This is a genomic window from Kitasatospora sp. NPDC085895 (genome assembly GCF_040702125.1).
GTDB classification, from domain to species: Bacteria; Actinomycetota; Actinomycetes; order Streptomycetales; family Streptomycetaceae; genus Kitasatospora; species Kitasatospora arboriphila.
Genome location: NZ_JBFBJY010000014.1, coordinates 100,551 through 118,784 on the forward strand (window position 1 = coordinate 100,551; position 18,234 = coordinate 118,784).

Consider the following 18,234-nt stretch of genomic DNA (forward strand, 5'->3'; position numbering starts at 1 on the left):
CGGACTGTGATCCAGACGACGGGGCGCCCCGTCGGACAATCTGTATGCTCGCCGCCATGCCACCGACTCCCGACCCCGCCGGGGCGGGCTCCGCCGTGCCCGACCGGGGCCGGTCGGACGCCTGTCCGGGGGCCCTTCGTCTGCACACGGCCGACGACGGCGCCCTCGCCCGCATCCGCGTCCCCGGCGGACTGCTGACGAGCCGTCAGGCGGCGGCGCTGGCCGATGCGGCAGAGGCGCTCGGCGACGGCGCACTGGAGACCACCTCGCGCGGCAACGTCCAACTGCGCGGCCTGGCTTCGGCCTGCGGCGCGGAACTCGCCGACCGGCTGCGGGCCGTCGGCCTGCTGCCCTCCGACACCCACGAGCGGGTGCGCAACATCGTCGCCTCGCCGACCGCCGGCCTCGACGCCGAGGGGCACGCCGACACCGCGGCCCGGGTGCGCGAGCTGGACGCGAAGCTCTGCGCGGCGCCCTGGGCGGCCGCGCTCTCCGGCAAGTTCCTCTTCGCCCTGGACGACGGCCGCGGCGATGTCGCCGCCCTGAACGCCGATGTGACATTGATCGCAGCGCCTGGCGGCACCGCCCTGCTGCGGCTCGGCCGCGAGACGACCGTCCGCGCGGTGCCGGCCGCACAGGCCGTGGACGCCGCCCTGGACGCCGCCCGGGACTTCCTCGACGCGCTGCGCACCACCGGCACCAGGGCCTGGCACCTGCGCGAGGTCCCCGAACTCCTCCCGCCCGGCGACCTGCCGCTGCCCCCGCTGTCCGGCGGACACCCGCCGCTCGGGGTGCTGCCCGGAGGCCTCTCGGTCGGGACGCGCTTCGGGCGGGCCACCGCCGCACAGTGGCGGCTGCTCGCCGGGCTGTCCGCCGGCGAGGTCCGGCTGACGCCCTGGCGCGGCGCCGTCCTGCCCGGCGTCGGCCCCGCCGCCCTCGCCGAGCTCGCCGCGGCCGGCTTCCTGACCGGGCCCGGCACCGCCTGGGACCGCGCCACCGCCTGCACCGGCCTGCCCGGCTGCGGCAAGTCGCTCGCCGACGTGCGCGGCGACGCGGCCCGCGCCCTGGAACGTGCGGACGGCGGTGGCCTGCCGGTGCACTGGTCGGGCTGCGAACGGCGCTGCGGCCACCCCTCCGGGCGATGGGTGGACGTGCTCGCCACCGGGCAGGGCTACCGGGTGGCACCGGTCGGGACACCGGACCGGCCCATGGATGTGACGCCAGTGGATGTGACGACGGAAGAGATGGCCGAGGCGGTCGCCGAGGCCCGGAGGACCACGTGATCGAGTACGAGAAGGACGGCGCCGCCATCTACCGGCAGTCCTTTGCCACCATCCGGGCCGAGGCCGACCTGGCCGCCCTGCCCGCCGACGTCTCGCAGGTCGCGGTGCGGATGATCCACGCCTGCGGCATGACCGACCTGGTCGAGGACCTGGTCTACTCGCCCGGTGTGGTCGCCTCGGCCCGCAAGGCGCTGCACGCCGGTGCGCCGATCCTCTGCGACGTCAACATGGTCGCCAGCGGTGTCACCCGCAAGCGGCTGCCCGCCGACAACGAGGTGATCTGCACCCTCACCGACCCGTCGGTGCCCGAGCTCGCGCGGAAGACCGGCAACACCCGCAGCGCCGCCGCCATGGAGCTGTGGCTGCCCAGGCTGGAGGGTGCCGTGGTGGCCGTCGGCAACGCGCCGACCTCGCTCTTCCGGCTGCTGGAGATGATCGAGGCCGGCGCGCCCCGCCCGGCCGCGGTGATCGGCGTGCCCGTCGGCTTCATCGGCGCCGCCGAGTCCAAGCAGGCCCTGGCCGAGCACCCGTCCGGCCTGGAGCACCTGGTGGTCCGCGGCCGGCGCGGCGGCAGTGCGATCGCCGCCGCCGCGATCAACGCGATTGCGAGTGAAGAAGAGTGACCGAGCAGCAGACCGGGCAGCAGACCGACCGGCGGACCGGCCGGCTGTACGGCGTCGGCCTCGGCCCCGGCGACCCCTCGCTGGTCACCGTCCGCGCCGCCGAACTCATCGGCAAGGCCGACGTGGTGGCCTACCACAGCGCCCGGCACGGCCGCTCCATCGCCCGCTCGATCGCCGACCGCTACCTGACCGGCGGCCAGATCGAGGAGAAGCTGGTCTACCCGATCACCGTGGAGACCACCGACCACCCCGGCGGCTACCGCGGCGCCCTGGACGACTTCTACGAGGAGGCGTCCGCCCGGCTCGCCGCCCACCTGGACGCCGGCCGGAACGTCGTCGTCCTCGCCGAGGGCGACCCGCTCTTCTACGGCTCGTACCAGCACATGCACAAGCGCCTCGCCCACCGCTACCCGACCGAGGTGGTGCCCGGCGTGACCTCGGTCAGCGCCGCCGCGGCCCGGCTCGGCAGCGCCCTGGTGGAGGCCGAGGAGACCCTGACGATCATCCCCGGCACCCTGCCGGAGGAGGAGCTCGCCGCCCGGATCGCCTCCGCCGACTCCGCGGTGATCATGAAGCTCGGCCGGACCTTCCCGGCCGTCCGCCGCGCCCTGGAGCGGGCCGGCCGGCTCGACGACGCACAGTACGTCGAGCGGGCGTTCATGGACGGCGAGCGCACCCTGCCGCTCGCCGAGGTCGAGGCCGACACCGTGCCCTACTTCTCGGTCGCCGTGCTGCCCAGCAAGGTCGCCCCGCTCGACCTCCCCGAGCCGGACGGCCCCGGCGAGGTCGTGGTCGTCGGCACCGGCCCGGCCGGCCCGCTCTGGCTCACCCCGGAGGCCCGCGGCGCCCTCGCCGCCGCCACCGACCTGGTCGGCTACACCACCTACCTGGACCGGGTGCCCGTCCGCCCCGGCCAGGTCCGGCACGGCTCCGACAACAAGGTCGAGTCCGTCCGCGCCGAGTTCGCCCTCGACCTGGCCCGCCGCGGCCGCCGCGTCGCGGTCGTCTCCTCCGGCGACCCGGGCGTCTTCGCGATGGCCACCGCCGTCCTGGAGGCGGCCGGCGAGGACCCGTACCGCGAGGTGCCCGTCCGGGTGCTGCCCGGCATGACGGCCGCCCACGCCGCCGCCTCCCGCGCCGGCGCCCCGCTCGGCCACGACTACGCGGTGGTCTCGCTCTCCGACCGCCTCAAGCCGTGGGAGGTCATCGCCCGCCGGCTGCGCGCGGCCGCCGAGGCCGACCTGGTGCTGGCGCTCTACAACCCCGGTTCGAAGTCCCGCACCACCCAGGTCGGGCTGGCCCGCGACCTGATGCTGGAGTACCGCGGCGCCGACACCCCGGTGGTGATGGCCCGTGACGTGGGCGGCCCCACCGAACGCGTCCGCACCGTCCGGCTGGCCGACCTCGACCCGGCCGAGGTCGACATGCGCACCCTGCTGCTCATCGGGTCCTCCCAGACCCGCCTGGTCCGCCGCGGCAACGACACCGAGGTCGTCTGGACCCCCCGCCGCTACCCGGAGGACTGACGAAGAGCGAACCCAGGGGCGCGCGGCGGGAATCGTCAGACAAGCCCTAGTGGCCTTCGGCCGGGAGGTGCCCCCCCGCGCGCCCCTATCGGTGATCCACGTGCGCCTCGGAGGGCCGGGCCTCGGCCCCGATCAGCTGCAGCGCCCGGGCCTCCGGTAGCGGTCCCATCCGCCGTCCGTCCCGCAGGCGGAGCGACACCAGCCCGTCGGCGGCCTCGGCCGCGCCGATGACGGCCTGGTACGGCACCAGCCGCCCGGCCCGTACCCGGGCCGCGAGGGTGCCCGCCTGCGGGTCGGCGAGTTCGGCGCGCAGGCCCTGCCGGAGGGCCAGGTGCACGAGCGCCTCCGCCTGCGGCCGCTGCTCCTCGGCGACCGGCTGCACCAGCAGCTGGACGGGCGCCAGCCAGGCGGGGAAGGCGCCCTGGTGCACCTCGATCAGGTGGGCCACCGCCCGTTCCACACTGCCGATCACCGCCCGGTGCACCATCACCGGCCGGTGCCGGGCGCCGTCCGGTCCGGTGTAGCCGAGGTCGAACCGGGCGGGCTGGTGGAAGTCGACCTGCACGGTGGAGAGGGTGGACTCGCGTCCGGCCCGGTCGACCACCTGGACATCGATCTTGGGCCCGTAGAACGCGGCCTCGCCCACCTCCTCCTCGTACGGCACCCCGGCCTCGTCCAGGGCCTCGGCGAGCAGCCGGCCGGCGCGCTGCCACATCCCGGGGTCGGCGACGTACTTGCCGCCCTCGGCGGGCAGCGAGAGCCGGTGCCGGGCCGGTTCGATGCCGAGCGCCCGGTACGCGCCGTGGATCAGCGCCAGCGCCGACCGAACCTCCTCGGCGACCTGGTCGGGCCGGCAGAAGATGTGGGCGTCGTTCAGCTGGATCGACCTGACCCGGGTCAGCCCGCCGAGCACCCCCGACATCTCGGAGCGGAACATGCCGCCGAGTTCGGCCAGCCGCAGCGGCAGGTCGCGGTGGCTGCGCGGCCGGGCGCGGAAGATCACCGCGTGGTGCGGGCAGAGGCTGGGCCGCAGCACCACCTCCTCGCCGCCGAGCCGCATGGGCGGGAACATGTCCTCGCTGTAGTGCGCCCAGTGGCCGGAGATCTCGTACAGCTCGCGTTTGCCGAGGACGGGCGAGTGGACGTGCCGGTAGCCGGCCAGCCGTTCCACCTCGCGGACGTACTCCTCCAGTGCGTGCCGCACCGCGGCGCCGTCCGGCAGCCAGTAGGGCAGACCGGCCCCGATCAGCCGGTCGGTGTCGAAGAGGTCCAGCTCGCGGCCGAGCCGGCGGTGGTCCTTGTGGTCGGTGCTCTCGTGCACGACGGTCTCCCTCGGTGATGCCGGGACGGGTGACCGGGCACAGCACGAAGCCCCGGGGCACTCGCCCCGGGGCTTCGGACAGCAGGTGTCAGCGCGCCGGGACCCTCTCCGGCGTCGTGGTCGCGGCAGCGCGCTGGTGCTTCATGCCGCCGAGGCTAGCGCGGCGGACGGGCGAGGGGCACCCGGTTTTCCGCGCAGGCGGCCGTCGGGCCGTCAGCCCGCCTTCGGCAGCGGGAAGGAGGCCCGCATGACGGCGTCGAAGGCGGCGTCCGGCAGCAGCCGCTTGGCGATCATCGTGCCGCGGGCCATCGCCCCGATCGCGTACCGGGCCCGCGGCCGGCGCACCGTCGCCGCCCGGACGATCACCTTGGTGGCGGCCTCGGCCGTCACGGCGCCGCTGCGCCGGGTGAACGCCTTGTTGGCGTACATGTCGGCGAGCGCCGTGGTGAACGAGCCGTACGGGCCGGAGCCGTCCGGCATGGTGGCGACCGCGGTGCCGCCGAAGCCGGTGATGGTCGGGCCCGGCTGGACGACGACCACGTCGACGCCGAAGGGTGCGACCTCCAGCCGCAGCGAGTCGCTGATCGCCTCCACCGCGTGCTTGGTGGCGTGGTAGAAGGCGCCGCCGGGCGGCGAGAACCGGCCGCCCATCGAGGAGATGTTGACGATCCGTCCGCGGCCGGCCCGCCGCATGCCGGGCAGCACCAGCTGGGCCATCCGGACGAGGCCGAAGACGTTGGTGTCGAACTGGGTGCGGACCTCCTCCGGGGAGGCCAGTTCGACCGGCTGGTGCAGCCCGTACGCGGCGTTGTTGATCAGGACGTCGACGCGGCCGTGCAGCTCCTCGACGCGGGCCACCGCGGCCGTCATCGACCGTTCGTCGGTGACGTCCAGGGCGAGCGTGGTGATGCCGAGGCCGGCCAGGTCGGCGAGGGCCTCGGGACGGCGGGCGGTGGCGACCACGCGGTGGCCGAGCCGGTGCAGGGCGAGGGCGGCCTCGCGGCCCATGCCGGTGGAGCACCCGGTGATCAGGACGGTCTGCGGGGCGGTCATCGGGGGACCTGCCTTTCCGGGAGGGGGAGTGGCGTGCGGGGGAGAGGGACGGGGGCGGTCAGGGGGCGGGGCGGTGCAGCAGGGCCCAGACGCACTCCTCGGCGGCGGCGAGGTCCGCGGGGGCCATCGCGCCGAGGCCGTCCGTGCGGTGCAGCTTGACCAGGCCGGTGAAGGCGCCGACGGCGAGCGCCACCAGCTGGGCGGCGTCCCCGTCGCGGATCTCGCCGGCCCGCTGGCCGCGCTCGATGAAGTCGGCGGCGATCCGGTCGATCTCGGCGGCCAGCGCCAGGCTGTCCGGCGCCAGGAAGGTGTCGTGCTGCTGGTGCTCCAGGAAGACGAACGCCTCCGGGCGGGCCCCGGCGTACCGGGTGAAGCCCCGCCAGAAGCGGCCGAACTCCTCGCGGACGGTGCCGGCCGGGCCGCCCTCGGCCATCGCCGCGGCCAGCTCGTCGAGCAGGGCCCGCTTGGCGTGCTGGAAGGCCGCGTTGCCGAGCGCCTCCTTGCTGGGGAAGTACCGGTAGATGCTGCCCACGCCCACTCCGGCGCGTTGGGCCACGGCGGGCATCTGGGTGCCCTCGTAGGTGCGCTCGGCGAAGAGGGCGACAGCGGCGTCGATGAGCCGCTCGGCGAGGTCGGGCTTGCGCGGGGTCACGGAATGAATATTCATTCCGCAGGTGTGCCGCTGTCAAGGCCGCCCTGGACCGGGGGCACGGCGCGGCTCAACGACGAGGCCGGCGCACTGCTCCAGCAGTACTCCGACCTGCTGCTGCTCACCGGCGGCGACGCCTGCCGGGCACGGTCCTACGAGAAGGCCACCCGGTCCGTCGGCGCCACCCGGAGGACCTCGCCCGGCTCGACGCCGAGGTCCTCCGGGCCATCCCCGGCGTCGGGAGGTCCACCGCTGAGAAGATCACCGAGTACCTGGGCGCCGGCCGGGTCGCCGCCGTCGACGCGCTGCGCGCCGAGGTGCCGCCGGGCGTCCGCGAGATCATGGCGATCCCGACCGTCGGTCCCAAGAAGGCCGCCCTCGTCCACCACGAACTCGGCGTCTCCACCGTCGACGAACTCCTCGACGCCGCCCGCGCCGGACGCCTCGACGACCTCCCCGGCCCCGGCGCCCCGCACTGCGGAGAACATCGTCCACGGCATCGAGGTGCTCCGGCAGGCAGCCGGCCGGGTGCTGATCTCCACCGCCCTCGCCCTCGCCGAGGAGATCGCCGCCGCGGCCCGCACCGGCACCGTCCTGGAGGTCAACGCCTCACCCGAGCGGCTCGACCTCGGCGACGAACCGATCATCGCCGGCCGCCGCCACGGCGTCCGCTTCGCCGTGAACACCGACGCGCACGCCACCGTCCACCTCGACGACCTCCGCTTCGGCGTCGCCACCGCCCGGCGGGGCCGGCTCACCGCCGAGGAGGTCGTCAACACCTGGCCGCCGCAGAAGCTCCGCCGGTTCCTGAAGGCCGGCTTGAAGCGGGCCTCGGGTTGAGACGGCGGCTCAGGAGGACCGACCCGCCGCCAGGGCGGTCAGCCAGTCCACGGCGCCCTGCACCCCGTCGGTGACCGGGACGCCGGAGGGCGTCTCGGGCCGGCGGACGACCACCACGGGCAGGCCGAGCTCGCGGGCCGCGGTGAGCTTGGGCGCGGTGGCCGCGCCGCCGCTGTCCTTGGTGACCAGCACGTCGATGTCGTACTCGCGCAGCACCCGGCGCTCCCCGTCCAGGGTGAACGGGCCGCGGTCGAGCAGCACCTCCAGCCGGGGCGGCAGCGGCCGGTCCGGCGGGTCCACCGACCGGGCCAGGAAGAAGGTGTCCTTCAGGTGCGCGAAGGCGGCCATGCCCTGCCGCCCGGTGGTGAGGAACACCCGGCGGCCGAGCCCCGGCAGGGCGTCCGCCGCCTCGGCCAGCGAGTCCACCCGGTGCCAGTCGTCGCCGTCGACCGGGACCCAGCCGGGACGCCGCAGGACGAGCAGGGGAACATGGACCTCGGCGGCCGCGGTGGCCGCGCTCCGGCTGATCTTCTCGGCGAAGGGATGGGTGGCGTCGATGACCGCGTCCGCCTGCTCGGCCCGCAGCCAGTCGGCCAGCCCGACCGAGCCGCCGAAACCGCCGATCCGCACCTCGCCCGCCGGCAGCCGCGGCTCCGCGACCCGGCCGGCCAGCGAGCTGGTCACCCGCAGCGCGGGATCCTCGGCGAGGACGGCGGCGAGACGACGGGCCTCGGTGGTGCCGCCGAGGATCAGGACGTGCATCGGAACTCCAGGAGGCGGACGTGGCTGAGGCGGGCGGCCGGGCGGCGCAGCTGAAGAGTAGCGGGCTGCGGCACGGCTGGACGACGGGCGCGTGTGCCACGGCGGCCACCGCCGCCGCGTACACCGCCCTGCTCACCGGGGAGTTCCCCGACCCGGTGGAGATCGTCCTGCCGAAGGGCCAGCGGCCCGCGTTCGCCCTGGCGGCGGAGGAACTGACGGCCGGACGGGCGATGGCGGGGGTGGTGAAGGACGCCGGTGACGACCCGGACGTCACCCACGGCGCGCTGATCCGCTCCACCGTCACCGCGGGCGCCCCGGGCAGCGGCGTGGTCTTCCGGGCCGGCCCCGGCGTCGGCACCGTCACCAAGGCCGGTCTGCCGCTGCCGGTCGGCGAGCCGGCGATCAACCCGGTGCCGCGGCAGATGATCCGGGACACCGTCGCCGAGGTCGCCGCCCGGCACGGCGGCAGCGGGGACGTGGTGGTGGAGATCTCCGTCGACCACGGCGAGGAGATCGCCCGCTCCACCTGGAACCCGCGGCTCGGCATCCTCGGGGGCCTGTCGATCCTCGGCACCACCGGCATCGTGGTGCCCTACTCCTGCTCGGCGTGGATCGACTCGATCCGCCGCGGGGTGGACGTCGCCCGGGCGGCCGGCCGCACCCACGTCGCCGGGTGCACCGGCTCGACCTCGGAGAAGGTCGCCGTCGCGGTGCACGACCTGCCGGAGGACGCGCTGCTGGACATGGGCGACTTCGCGGGTGCGGTGCTCAAGTACCTCAAGCGCCACCCGGTGCCCCGGCTGACCGTGGCCGGCGGCTTCGCCAAGCTGTCCAAGCTGGCGGCCGGCCACCTCGACCTGCACTCGGCCCGCTCGCAGGTCGACAAGGGCTACCTGGCGGAGCTGGCCCGCCGCGGCGGCGCCTCGCCGGAGCTGGCCGCGGCGGTCGCCGCCGCCAACACCGGCCTGGAGGCGGTGCAGTCGTGCGCGGCGGCCGGGGTGCCGCTGGGCGACCTGGTGGCCGAGGCGGCCCGGGCGACCGCGCTCGGCGTGCTCGCCCCGGCCCCGGTGGCGGTGGACGTGATCTGCATCGACCGGGCCGGCACGATCGTCGGCCGGGCCGAGCCGCTGGGCCCGGCCGTCCACCGGTGACGGGCGCCGCTCAGCCGATGACGGCCTGCGCGTCGATCTCCACCAGCATCGGCTCCTGCGGCAGTTCGACCATCACGGTCGTCCGGCAGGGCTTCACCCCGCCCGGGGCGATGTTCTCCTCGATGAAGGCGGCGTAGGCCGCGTTCATCTCCGCGAAGTCCGAACGCTTCGTCAGGTAGACGCGGAACATCACCACGTCCTCGACGGTGCCGCCGCCCGCCTCGACGATCGCCTTGACGTTCTCCAGCGTCCGCCGGGTCTGCGCCCGCACGTCCCCGGGGTACAGGTACTCCCCGGTCGCCGGGTCCTGCGGGCCCTGGCCGGAGACCTGCAGGATCGGGCCCTTGCGCACCCCCTGGGAGAACATCCAGGCGGGCGCGGGGGCACCGTCCGTGCGGACCTCGGTCTTCTCGGGCATGCGGTGTGCTTCCTCTCGCGGGGTCGGACTCATCGAGGATCAGAGGGGATCAGAGGGGATCGGAAGGGATCGGACGGGGGCGCCCGCGTCGGCGGAGATCGCCCGGGCCGTGGCCAGCAGCTGCGGCAGCAGCTCCAGCACCTGCTCGTACGGCAGCACCACGTCCGGTACCGAGACCGACGCGGCGGCGACGACCCGCCCGGAGACGTCCCGGACGGGCGCGGCCACGCAGTTGATGAACGGCTCGTGCTCGGCGTGGTCCTGAGCCCAGCCCTGGGCGGCGACCTGCTCCAGTTCGGCGAGCAGCTGCTTCGGCCCGGCGATCGTGTTCGCCGTGTGCGGGGTGTACTCGATCGAGGCGGCCACCCTGCGGCGCTCGGCCGGCGGCAGGTCGGCCAGCAGCACCTTCGCCACGGCGGTGCAGTGCAGCGAGGCCCGCAGCCCGATCCGGGAGTACATCCGCACCGGCTGCCGGGAGTCGTACTTGTCGATGTAGACCACCTCGCCGCCCTCGTACGCGGCCAGGTGCACCGTCTGGCCGGTCGCCGCGTTCAGCTCGGCGAGGTGCGGCGCGGCGGTGCGGCGGATGCCGCGCTGCTCCAGGGCCAGGCTCGACAGCGCGAACAGGCCGGCCCCGAGGTGGTAGCGGTGGTTGGCGTCGCGGTGGACGAACCGGCCCTCCTCCAGGCTCTGCAGCAGCCGCAGCACGGTGGTCTTGTGCACCCCGAGCGCCTGCGCCAGCTGGTCGAGGGAGCGTTCGCCCTCGCCGAGTTCGGCGAGCAGGCGCAGGGCGCGGGTGACGGTCTGGCTCATGGGGTGGGTGCTCCGAGGTGCGCGGCCGGCCGGGTGAGTACCGGGGACACGATGCCATCCGCGGTCACCCGGGTCGCCGCCCAGTCCCCGGCCGGGGCGTCGAGCAGCGCCGCGACCACGCCGGGCGCGGGCAGCCGGCCGCGGTCGCCGCGGGCGGTCAGGGCGCAGGCCGCGGCGAGGTGGCCGAGCCGCAGCCGGCGGCGGCCGTCCAGGCCGCGGTGCAGGCCGGCCAGGTAGCCGGCGGCGAAGGCGTCGCCGGCGCCGGTCGGCTCGACCACCTCGACGGCGAGCGCCGGCTCGGTGACGGCGGCGCCCGAGCGGTCCAGGGCGGTGACCCGGTGGCCGGCGTCCTTGACGACGACGGTCGCGGGGGTGGGGAAGGCGGACCGCAGCGCGGCCGGGTCCCCGGTGCCGAGGGCTTCGGCGGCCTCGTCCGCGCCCAGCAGCAGGACGTCGGCGGCGTCCAGCAGTTCGGGCAGCACCGCCGGGTCGCGGCCGTGCCAGAGCGCGGGGCGCCAGTTCAGGTCGAGGGAGACCAGGCGGCCGGGCCGCCGGTCGGCGAGCAGCGTACGGACGAGTGCCAGGCAGTCGTCGGAGAGCGCCGCGGTGATGCCGGTCAGGTGCAGCAGCCGGGCGCCGGCCAGCAGCCGGGCGGCGGCCGGGTCGACCAGCAGCGCGGGGGAGAGCGCCGAGGCGGCGGAGCCCGTCCGGTAGTAGTGCAGCCGGCTGCGGCCCGGGCCGAGGTCGTGCGGCAGCGCCGAACCGCCGGTCTCCTTGACGTAGAGGCCGGTGCGGCGCTGCGGGTCCACCGCGACGGCCGAGACGTCCACCCCGCAGGCGGCCAGATCGGCGGTGACCATGCGCCCGAACCCGTCGTCGCCGACCCGGCCGATCCAGGCCGCCGGCACACCCAGCGCGGCCAGCGCGCACGCCGTGTTGGACTCCGCGCCGCCCACCGCCGGCCGGAAGCCGCCCGCGGCCTCCAGCGGGCCCGCGGCGTCCGCCAGCAGCACCGCCATCGACTCGCCCAGGCACACGGCCCACGGGCCGGGCGACCGCTCCGCCATCCGCCGCACTCCCTTTGCCCGCGCGCCCTCGGACGCGCCCGTCTCGTTGACCGCGCTTCGCCGTGAATGTTAGAACCGTCGTGGCACTATCCGCAACGCATGTTGCAAATAACGCAACTTTGCAGGTGAGGAGTGGTTTGGTGGCCGATCTGGTGATCCGTGGCGCCACCGTCGTGGACGGCACCGGCGCCCCGCGCCGCCGCGCGGACGTCACCGTCACCGACGGCCTGATCGACACCGTCGGCGCCCCCGGCGAGCACCTCACCGCCCGCCGCGCGCTCGACGCGGACGGCCTCGTCCTCGCCCCCGGCTTCGTCGACATGCACACCCACTCCGACCTGCGCCTGCTCGTCGAACCCGGCCACCCCTCCCGGATCACCCAGGGCGTCACCTGCGAGGTCCTCGGCCAGGACGGCCTCTCCTACGCACCCGTCGACGACACCACCCTGCCCGCCCTGCGCCGCCAACTCGCCGGCTGGAACGGCGACCCCGACGGCTTCGACTGGAACTGGCGCACCGTCGGCGAGTACCTCGACCGGCTCGACACCGGCACCGCCGTCAACACCTGCTACCTGGTGCCGCACGGCACCGTCCGGATGCTCGCCATGGGCTGGGACGACCGCCCGCCGACCGGGGCCGAACTCGACCGGATGCGCGCCCTGCTGGCCGACGGCCTCGCCGAGGGCGCGGTCGGCCTGTCCAGCGGGCTCAGCTACCCGCCCGGCATGTACGCCGGAACGGCCGAACTCACCGCGCTCTGCGAGGTGGTGGCCGCCGCCGGCGGATTCCACGCCCCGCACCAGCGCTCCTACGGCGCCGGCGCGCTGGAGGGCTACGCCGAGATGATCGCGATCGCCCGCGCTTCCGGCTGCCCGCTGCACCTCACCCACGCGACCATGAACTTCGAGGTCAACCGCGGCCGGGCCGGCGAACTCCTCGCCCTGGTCGACGCGGCCCTCGCCGAGGGCCTCGACATCACCCTCGACAGTTACCCCTACCTCCCCGGCTCCACCACCCTCGCCGCGCTGCTGCCCGGCTGGGCCGCCGCCGGCGGACCGGACGCGACCCTCGCCCGGCTCGGCGACCCGGCCGCCCGCGAGCGCATCCGCACCGCCCTGGAGGAGTCCGGCAGCGACGGCTGCCACGGCGTCACCGCCGACTGGCACACCGTGCAGATCTCCGGCGTCGGCGACCCGGCCCTCGCCGCCCTGGTCGGCCGCACCGTCGCCGAGGTCGCCGCCGCGGACGGCACCACCGGCACCGAGGCCTTCCTCGACCTGCTGCGCCGCGACCGCCTCGCCACCACGATCCTCCAGCACGTCGGCGACGAGGCGAACGTCCGCGCCGTGATGCGGCACCCCGCGCACACCGTCGGCAGCGACGGCCTGCTCGTCGGCGACCGGCCGCACCCCCGGGCCTGGGGCACCTTCGCCCGCTACCTCGGCCACTACGGCCGGGACGAGGGCGTGCTCACCCTGGAGGAGGCGATCGCCCGGATGACCGGCCGCCCGGCCCGCCGCCTCCGGCTCCACCGCCGCGGCCTCGTCCGCCCCGGCCACCACGCCGACCTGGTGCTGCTCGACCCCGCGACCGTCCGCGACACCGCCACCTTCGACCATCCGCGCCGAGCGGCCGCGGGCATCGCCCACGTCCGGGTCAACGGCACCGCCGTCCTCGACGACGGCCGTCCCACCGGAGCGCTGCCCGGCCGCACCCTGCGCCGTACCGCCGACGGCACCCGCGCCCGGTGAACCGCCGGGTACGGCACGCCTGCCCGCCCGAACCGAGGAGCCCGAATCCCGTGACCGCACCCACCGCCACCGCCCCCGGTGCCGCCGCAGCCGCCGCCCTGCGGGCCGCGCTCGCCACCGAGCGGGTGATCGCCGTGGTCCGCGCGCCGCGGATCCCGGACGCCGCCGAGCTGTGCGCGGCACTGGCCGCCGGGGGCATCGACCGGGTCGAACTCACCTTCACCACACCGGAGGTGACGGCACACCTGCGGCACGCGGCCGGGGCCGGGCACCGGGTCGGGGTCGGTACGGTGCTGACCGCCGAGCAGGCCGAACGCGCGGTGGACGCCGGTGCGGGCTTCCTGGTCACCCCGGGGTGCCGCCCCGAGGTCGCCGCCTCGGCCGGGCGGGCCGGTGTCCCGGTCGTGCTCGGCGCGCTCACCCCGACCGAGGTGGCGCAGGCCGTCGACCTGGGCGCCGCCGCGGTCAAGGTCTTCCCGGCCCGCGTCTTCGGCCCCGGCTACTTCGCCGATCTGCGCGGCCCCTACCCCGACGTCCCGCTGGTCGCCTCCGGCGGCGTCGACACGGGCAACGCCGCCGTCTTCCTCGACCACGGCGCCCTCGCCGTCTGCGCCGGCTCCGGGGTCGTCCCCCCGGCCGCCGTCGCCGCCGCCGACTGGCCGGAGATCACCCGACGGGCCCGGGCCTTCACCGCGGCGCTGGCGGCATCCGCCGGGTGACGAGGCCGGAGGTCAGGCGCCGCAGGGCTCGTGCGGCCGCTCGCGCTCGGAGGAGTAGAGGTGGCTGTCGCGGAACTGCTCGGCGCCGAGGGTCCGGCCGACCAGGATGACGGCCGTCCGCAGCACACCGGCGGCCTTCACCTGCTCGGCGATGTCGCCGAGGGTGCCGCGCAGCACGAGCTCGTCGGGGCGGCTGGCCATGGCGACGACGGCGGCCGGGCAGTCGGCGCCGTAGTGCGGCAGCAGCTCCTCGACCACGCTGTCGACGTAGCGGGCGGCGAGGTGCAGCACCAGCAGGGCGCCGCTGCGGCCGAGGGTGGCGAGGTCCTCGCCCTCGGGCATCGGGGTGGCCTGCCGGGAGACCCGGGTGAGGATGACGGTCTGACCGACCGTCGGCACGGTCAGTTCCCGCTTGAGCGCGGCCGCCGCGGCGGCGAAGGCGGGCACGCCCGGCACCACCTCGTACGGGATGCCGAGCGCGTCGAGGCGCCGCATCTGCTCGGCGACGGCGCTGAACACCGAGGGGTCGCCGGAGTGCAGCCGGGCCACGTCCCGGCCCTCCTCGTGGGCGCGGGCGATCTCGGCGACGATCCGGTCGAGGTCCAGGTTCGCGGTGTCCACCAGCCGTGCGTCCGGCGGGCATTCGGCGAGCAGTTCGCGCGGCACCAGGCTGCCCGCGTACAGGCACACCCCGCAGGCGGCCAGCGTGCGCTGCCCGCGGACGGTGATCAGGTCGGCGGCACCGGGGCCGGCCCCGATGAAGTAGACGGTCACTGCTCCTCCTCCACGCCGGCGCGGCCGGCCTCGGACGTCTTGACGGCCGACCACTGGGTGACCGGCATGGCCTGCCGCCAGCCGGTGAACCCGCCGACCGGTACGGCGTGCGCGACCGCCAGCTTCACCAGCTCCCCGCCGTGCCGGCGGTACCACTCGGTGAGCAGCGCCTCGGACTCCAGCGTGACGGTGTTGGCGACCAGCCGGCCGCCCGCGGGCAGCGCGTCCCAGCAGGCCTGCAGCAGTCCGGGCGCGGTCAGCCCGCCGCCGATGAACACGGCGTCCGGCACCGGCAGTCCGGCCAGCGCGTCGGGCGCCCGGCCGGTGACCACCTCCAGCCGCGGCACGCCGAGCGCGTCGGCGTTGCGCCGGATCCGGTCGGCCCGGGCGGCGTCCCGCTCCACGCTGACGGCCCGGCAGCTGCGGTGCGCCCGCAGCCACTCCACGGCGATCGAGCCGGAGCCGCCGCCGACGTCCCAGAGCAGTTCGCCGGCGGCGGGCGCGAGCGCGGCGAGCGTCGCGGCCCGGACGTGGCGCTTGGTCAGCTGCCCGTCGTGCTCGTACGCGTCGTCCGGCAGGCCGGGGACGAGCTGCGCCCGCGGGCCCGCGCACTCCACGGCGACGATGTTCAGCGGATCGGCGGCCGGGTGCGGCCAGTCGGCGGCGGTGCCGTCGAGGACGCGCTCGCTTCCGCCGCCGAGCTGTTCGAGCACCCGCAGCCGGCTGGCGCCGAAGCCGCGTCCGGTGAGCAGCGCGGCGACCTCGGCGGGGGTGCCGGCGCCGGCGCTGAGCACCAGCAGCCGCCGCCCGTCGGACAGTGCGGCGTTGAGGTTCGCCAGCGGACGGCCGACCGCGCTGACCACCTCGGTGTCCTCCTGCGGCCAGCCGAGGCGCGCGCAGGCGTAGGCGACGGAGGAGGGATGCGGCAGCACGTGCAGCCGCTCGGCGCCGACCGTCTCGGCGAGGGCCCGGCCGATGCCGTGGAACATCGGGTCGCCGCTGGCGAGGACGCACAGCCGCCGGTCCCCGTGCTCGGCGAGCAGACCGGGTACGGCGGGCCGCAGCGGGCTCGGCCAGGCCACCCGGGCGGCGGTGACCTCCGGCGGCAGCAGCTCCAGCTGGCGCGGCCCGCCGAGGACGGTCGCGGCGCCGAGCAGCGCCTCCCGGGCGGCGGGCGCGAGGCCGTCCCAGCCGTCCGCACCGACCCCGACGACGGTGATCACGGACGCGGGCACGGCGGTGGCCAAGAGGACTCCTTGCAGCTCGGACGGGGCAGCGGCAGCCTACCGGCCGCGTCCCGCCCCGTCGCCGGCCCAAGGCCGAACCCGCCCACGATCACCTGCGACGTTCGCCACACCGCGGCCCGCGCCGGCAGAGCCGGCGGACCCTCAGGGTCGGTACGGCAGCTGCGGGACGTCGTAGCAGTTGGTGGCCATGTCGGGCACCTGGGTGACCCAGCCGCCGTGCCCGTCCTGGGCGGAGTCCTCCCAGCGGGCGGCGTTGAGGCAGGCCCGGAGCAGCCCGGTCGGCCGCGGGGTCGGGACGAACGAGGCGGGCAGCAGCAGGCCGTGCGCGTCGTAGGGGGTGCTGCGGTTCATGAAGTCCTCGACGCAGCCGCGGGTGAGGTCGGCGCCGCAGGAGTCCATCGCGTCGGTGAGCCACTGCGCCCCGGCCCAGCCCTCCAACTCCCAGGCGGAGAGCAGCCCTTCGCGCTCCGGGTAGTACGTGGCCATGGCGTTGCGGAAGGCCTGCACGGCCGGTTGGCGGGTGTCCTCGTAGTTCTGGCTGGAGGAGGTCGCCCACAGCGCCGACCGGCAGCCGGGGGAGTCCTTGTAGTCGGTGCCGACGGTCGCCGTCCAGTTCTGCACGTTGGTGACCTTGGCCTTGAGGTGCACCCCGGCGGCGTCCAGGGCCTGGCAGAGCCCGGCGTTGCCGCGGGTGTCCATGGCGTCGAAGAGCAGTTCGGTGCCGTCGGCCTTCATCGCTGCGGCGACCGCCTGGAAGCCGGGCAGTGCCAGGTCGACGGTCTGGTCGAGCACCCGGTACCCCTCGGCCTTCAGCGCTTCGGTCAACTGCCGGGCGTAGCGGGCCGAGTCGGCCTGGTCGTAGGCGACGACGGCGGCGCTGCGGGCGCCGAGCTTCTCCTTGAAGAACCGGTACACCTCGGTGCTCTGGTAGAGGACGCCGTCCCAGCCGACCGAGCGGCCGTCCCGCGGGGCGCTGCTGCCGTAGATGCCGTACAGGTGCGGCCACTGGTCGTAGGCGGTGCCGATCGGCTGGCCGCCGACGTCCGGCACGCCCTTGGCGCTGACGTAGGGGGCGCCCGCGTAGACCAGGACGCTGCCGGAGACCAGGGCGAAGACCTTCTCCTTGTCGATCATCCGGTGGACGCAGTCCTGGTTGCCGATGCCGCTGCCGCCGTCGTCGCAGGTGACGACCTGCACCCTCCGGCCGTGCACGCCGCCGGCGTCGTTCAGGGCCTTGAAGAAGGCGAGGGCGCCGAAGCGCGGCCCGGCGAAGGTCTCCGAGCCGACGGGGCTGGTGAGCGAGGTGATGATGCCGATCTTGACGCTGCGGGCGTCGGCGCCGGTGTCGGTGGTCCGGTCGGCGGTGCCGCCCGCCGGAGGTGTGCCGAAGGCGCTCTCCGGCAGGCGGCTGCCGCAGCCGGTGACGGTCAGCAGCAGCGCGGCCGAGGCCGCGAGCAGGGCGGTGCGGGCGGCCGCGGCATGCCGGGCCGCCCGTCGGAGCCCGGTCAGCTGCATCCCGGGATCGCGCTGCCGCCGGCCTGGGCGACCAGCCCGCACAGGGTGCTGGTGGACACCTTCCAGGTGCCGTTGTCCAGCACGGCCTGTCCGCTCGCGGCCGGTTCGACCGTCTGGCCCTGCAGCGTCAGCGTGTACGTCACGGTCGCGGCCGAGTCCGAGGTGAACTGGACGTCGGTCACCGTGGCCTTGACCTGGCCGACCCGCGGGTCGTTGGCGAAGCCCTGCAGGGCCGGCTGGAGCGCCTCGCCGTTCTGCAGCAGAGCGGCCCGGTCGGCGATCGGCGTGGCCGGGTCGAAGAACTTCTCCCAGTTGGTCTTGATCTGCGCCTTGGCGGCCTCCGCGTCGGCCGGTGCGGAGCCGCCGCCCGTCGGCGACGCGGCCGCCGAGGTCGTGGTGGCCGGCGCCGTGGGGGAGGGTGAGGAGGAACCGGAGGAACTGCTGCTGCTGCAGGCCGCCGCGAACAGCAGGGCCAGGACGGCCAGCACCGCCGCCGCGAGCCGGGCGGCCGCGCCGGTGGGACGGGACGAGGGGGTACGGCCGTCCGGGTGGGCGGCGGGGCCGGGGCCGGCCTCGTGGATCGACTCGCCAGGGTTGTTGCGCATGGGTTGCTCACCGCGTTCTTCCCGACCGCCGGGCCGCCCTCCCGCCGGTGGCCCCGGTCGCTCGTGTCGTGGCTGCTCTGGGTCGGTGTCTCGGTCCGTGCTGCGGCACCGGATGCC

18 protein-coding genes and 1 pseudogene are annotated in these 18,234 nt (G+C 75.7%); 8 read left to right on the forward strand and 11 right to left on the reverse strand.

Annotated elements, in window-relative coordinates; genetic code table 11:
* Positions 1-56 precede the first annotated feature (56 nt).
* The 3 genes from AB0442_RS12035 to AB0442_RS12045 are packed head-to-tail and all read left to right on the forward strand — an operon-like array spanning position 57 to position 3,432.
* Positions 57-1,283 carry a hypothetical protein gene (locus AB0442_RS12035; protein WP_366162391.1) on the forward strand — a complete coding sequence of 409 codons (1,227 nt, stop codon included), beginning with the start codon at positions 57-59 and terminating at the stop codon, positions 1,281-1,283.
* Positions 1,280-1,906 carry a precorrin-8X methylmutase gene (locus AB0442_RS12040; RefSeq protein WP_344621522.1) on the forward strand — a complete coding sequence of 209 codons (627 nt, stop codon included), beginning with the start codon at positions 1,280-1,282 and terminating at the stop codon, positions 1,904-1,906. Before AB0442_RS12035 ends, AB0442_RS12040 begins: the two co-directional genes overlap by 4 nt.
* Positions 1,903-3,432, forward strand: a complete 1,530-nt coding sequence (locus tag AB0442_RS12045) for a precorrin-2 C(20)-methyltransferase (RefSeq protein WP_363541136.1) — start codon at positions 1,903-1,905, stop codon at positions 3,430-3,432. The genes AB0442_RS12040 and AB0442_RS12045 overlap by 4 nt, the downstream gene beginning before the upstream one ends.
* Before the next feature lie 85 nt (positions 3,433-3,517).
* Here AB0442_RS12045 and thrS read toward each other — a convergent pair whose 3' ends face one another.
* The 3 genes from thrS to AB0442_RS12060 all read right to left on the reverse strand — a co-directional run bounded on the left by thrS (position 3,518) and on the right by AB0442_RS12060 (position 6,458).
* Positions 3,518-4,753: a threonine--tRNA ligase gene (thrS, locus tag AB0442_RS12050; RefSeq protein ID WP_366162392.1), complete on the reverse strand. Its 1,236-nt coding sequence runs from the start codon at positions 4,751-4,753 to the stop codon at positions 3,518-3,520.
* A 213-nt stretch (positions 4,754-4,966) separates the two neighbouring features.
* Positions 4,967-5,806: an SDR family NAD(P)-dependent oxidoreductase gene (locus AB0442_RS12055; protein WP_366162393.1), complete on the reverse strand. Its 840-nt coding sequence runs from the start codon at positions 5,804-5,806 to the stop codon at positions 4,967-4,969.
* A gap of 58 nt (positions 5,807-5,864) precedes the next feature.
* A complete protein-coding gene (locus AB0442_RS12060; RefSeq protein ID WP_030265162.1) occupies positions 5,865-6,458 on the reverse strand; it encodes a TetR/AcrR family transcriptional regulator in 594 nt (197 codons plus the stop codon).
* Between the two features lie 224 nt (positions 6,459-6,682).
* Between AB0442_RS12060 and AB0442_RS12065 the strand changes: the two are divergent.
* Both AB0442_RS12065 and AB0442_RS12070 read left to right on the forward strand, forming a co-directional pair.
* Positions 6,683-6,859, forward strand: a pseudogene (locus tag AB0442_RS12065) (DNA polymerase/3'-5' exonuclease PolX); the annotation flags it as partial.
* 100 nt (positions 6,860-6,959) lie between these two features.
* Positions 6,960-7,295, forward strand: a complete 336-nt coding sequence (locus AB0442_RS12070) for a hypothetical protein (RefSeq protein WP_366162394.1) — start codon at positions 6,960-6,962, stop codon at positions 7,293-7,295.
* 9 nt (positions 7,296-7,304) lie between these two features.
* On the opposite strand, the gene AB0442_RS12075 is transcribed toward AB0442_RS12070, so the two are convergent.
* A complete protein-coding gene (locus AB0442_RS12075) occupies positions 7,305-8,057 on the reverse strand; it encodes a cobalt-precorrin-6A reductase (protein WP_344621528.1) in 753 nt (250 codons plus the stop codon).
* A 20-nt stretch (positions 8,058-8,077) separates the two neighbouring features.
* Here AB0442_RS12075 and AB0442_RS12080 point away from each other — a divergent pair, with 20 nt between their 5' ends.
* On the forward strand, positions 8,078-9,208 hold the full coding sequence (locus AB0442_RS12080) for a cobalt-precorrin-5B (C(1))-methyltransferase (RefSeq protein WP_366162395.1): 1,131 nt from the start codon (positions 8,078-8,080) through the stop codon (positions 9,206-9,208).
* Positions 9,209-9,218: 10 nt separating this feature from the next.
* Here the strand turns inward: AB0442_RS12080 and AB0442_RS12085 are convergent, their stop codons facing one another.
* Genes AB0442_RS12085 through AB0442_RS12095 form a run of 3 tightly spaced genes read right to left on the reverse strand, consistent with a single transcriptional unit; the run spans position 9,219 to position 11,506 of the window.
* Positions 9,219-9,626, reverse strand: coding sequence for a RidA family protein (locus AB0442_RS12085; RefSeq protein WP_366162396.1), 408 nt, complete (start codon positions 9,624-9,626; stop codon positions 9,219-9,221).
* A gap of 39 nt (positions 9,627-9,665) precedes the next feature.
* Positions 9,666-10,439 carry an IclR family transcriptional regulator gene (locus AB0442_RS12090; protein ID WP_366162397.1) on the reverse strand — a complete coding sequence of 258 codons (774 nt, stop codon included), beginning with the start codon at positions 10,437-10,439 and terminating at the stop codon, positions 9,666-9,668.
* Positions 10,436-11,506, reverse strand: coding sequence for a sugar kinase (locus tag AB0442_RS12095; RefSeq protein ID WP_366162398.1), 1,071 nt, complete (start codon positions 11,504-11,506; stop codon positions 10,436-10,438). The genes AB0442_RS12090 and AB0442_RS12095 overlap by 4 nt, the downstream gene beginning before the upstream one ends.
* A 140-nt stretch (positions 11,507-11,646) precedes the next feature.
* On the opposite strand from AB0442_RS12095, the gene AB0442_RS12100 reads away from it, so the two are divergent.
* Together AB0442_RS12100 and AB0442_RS12105 are read left to right on the forward strand one after the other, a co-directional pair.
* The gene (locus tag AB0442_RS12100) at positions 11,647-13,257 is read left to right on the forward strand and encodes a D-aminoacylase (RefSeq protein WP_366162400.1); all 1,611 of its coding nucleotides are present in this window, start codon (positions 11,647-11,649) and stop codon (positions 13,255-13,257) included.
* A gap of 50 nt (positions 13,258-13,307) precedes the next feature.
* On the forward strand, positions 13,308-13,976 hold the full coding sequence (locus AB0442_RS12105) for a bifunctional 4-hydroxy-2-oxoglutarate aldolase/2-dehydro-3-deoxy-phosphogluconate aldolase (RefSeq protein ID WP_366162401.1): 669 nt from the start codon (positions 13,308-13,310) through the stop codon (positions 13,974-13,976).
* A 12-nt stretch (positions 13,977-13,988) separates the two neighbouring features.
* On the opposite strand, the gene cobM is transcribed toward AB0442_RS12105, so the two are convergent.
* The 4 genes from cobM to AB0442_RS12125 all read right to left on the reverse strand — a co-directional run bounded on the left by cobM (position 13,989) and on the right by AB0442_RS12125 (position 18,117).
* Positions 13,989-14,750: a precorrin-4 C(11)-methyltransferase gene (gene cobM / locus AB0442_RS12110; RefSeq protein ID WP_344621535.1), complete on the reverse strand. Its 762-nt coding sequence runs from the start codon at positions 14,748-14,750 to the stop codon at positions 13,989-13,991.
* Positions 14,747-15,997: a precorrin-6y C5,15-methyltransferase (decarboxylating) subunit CbiE gene (cbiE, locus tag AB0442_RS12115; protein WP_366162402.1), complete on the reverse strand. Its 1,251-nt coding sequence runs from the start codon at positions 15,995-15,997 to the stop codon at positions 14,747-14,749. Before cbiE ends, cobM begins: the two co-directional genes overlap by 4 nt.
* A 141-nt stretch (positions 15,998-16,138) precedes the next feature.
* A complete protein-coding gene (locus AB0442_RS12120) occupies positions 16,139-17,512 on the reverse strand; it encodes an ABC transporter substrate-binding protein (protein WP_366162403.1) in 1,374 nt (457 codons plus the stop codon).
* Positions 17,503-18,117, reverse strand: coding sequence for a hypothetical protein (locus AB0442_RS12125; protein ID WP_366162404.1), 615 nt, complete (start codon positions 18,115-18,117; stop codon positions 17,503-17,505). Before AB0442_RS12125 ends, AB0442_RS12120 begins: the two co-directional genes overlap by 10 nt.
* Positions 18,118-18,234 lie beyond the last annotated feature (117 nt).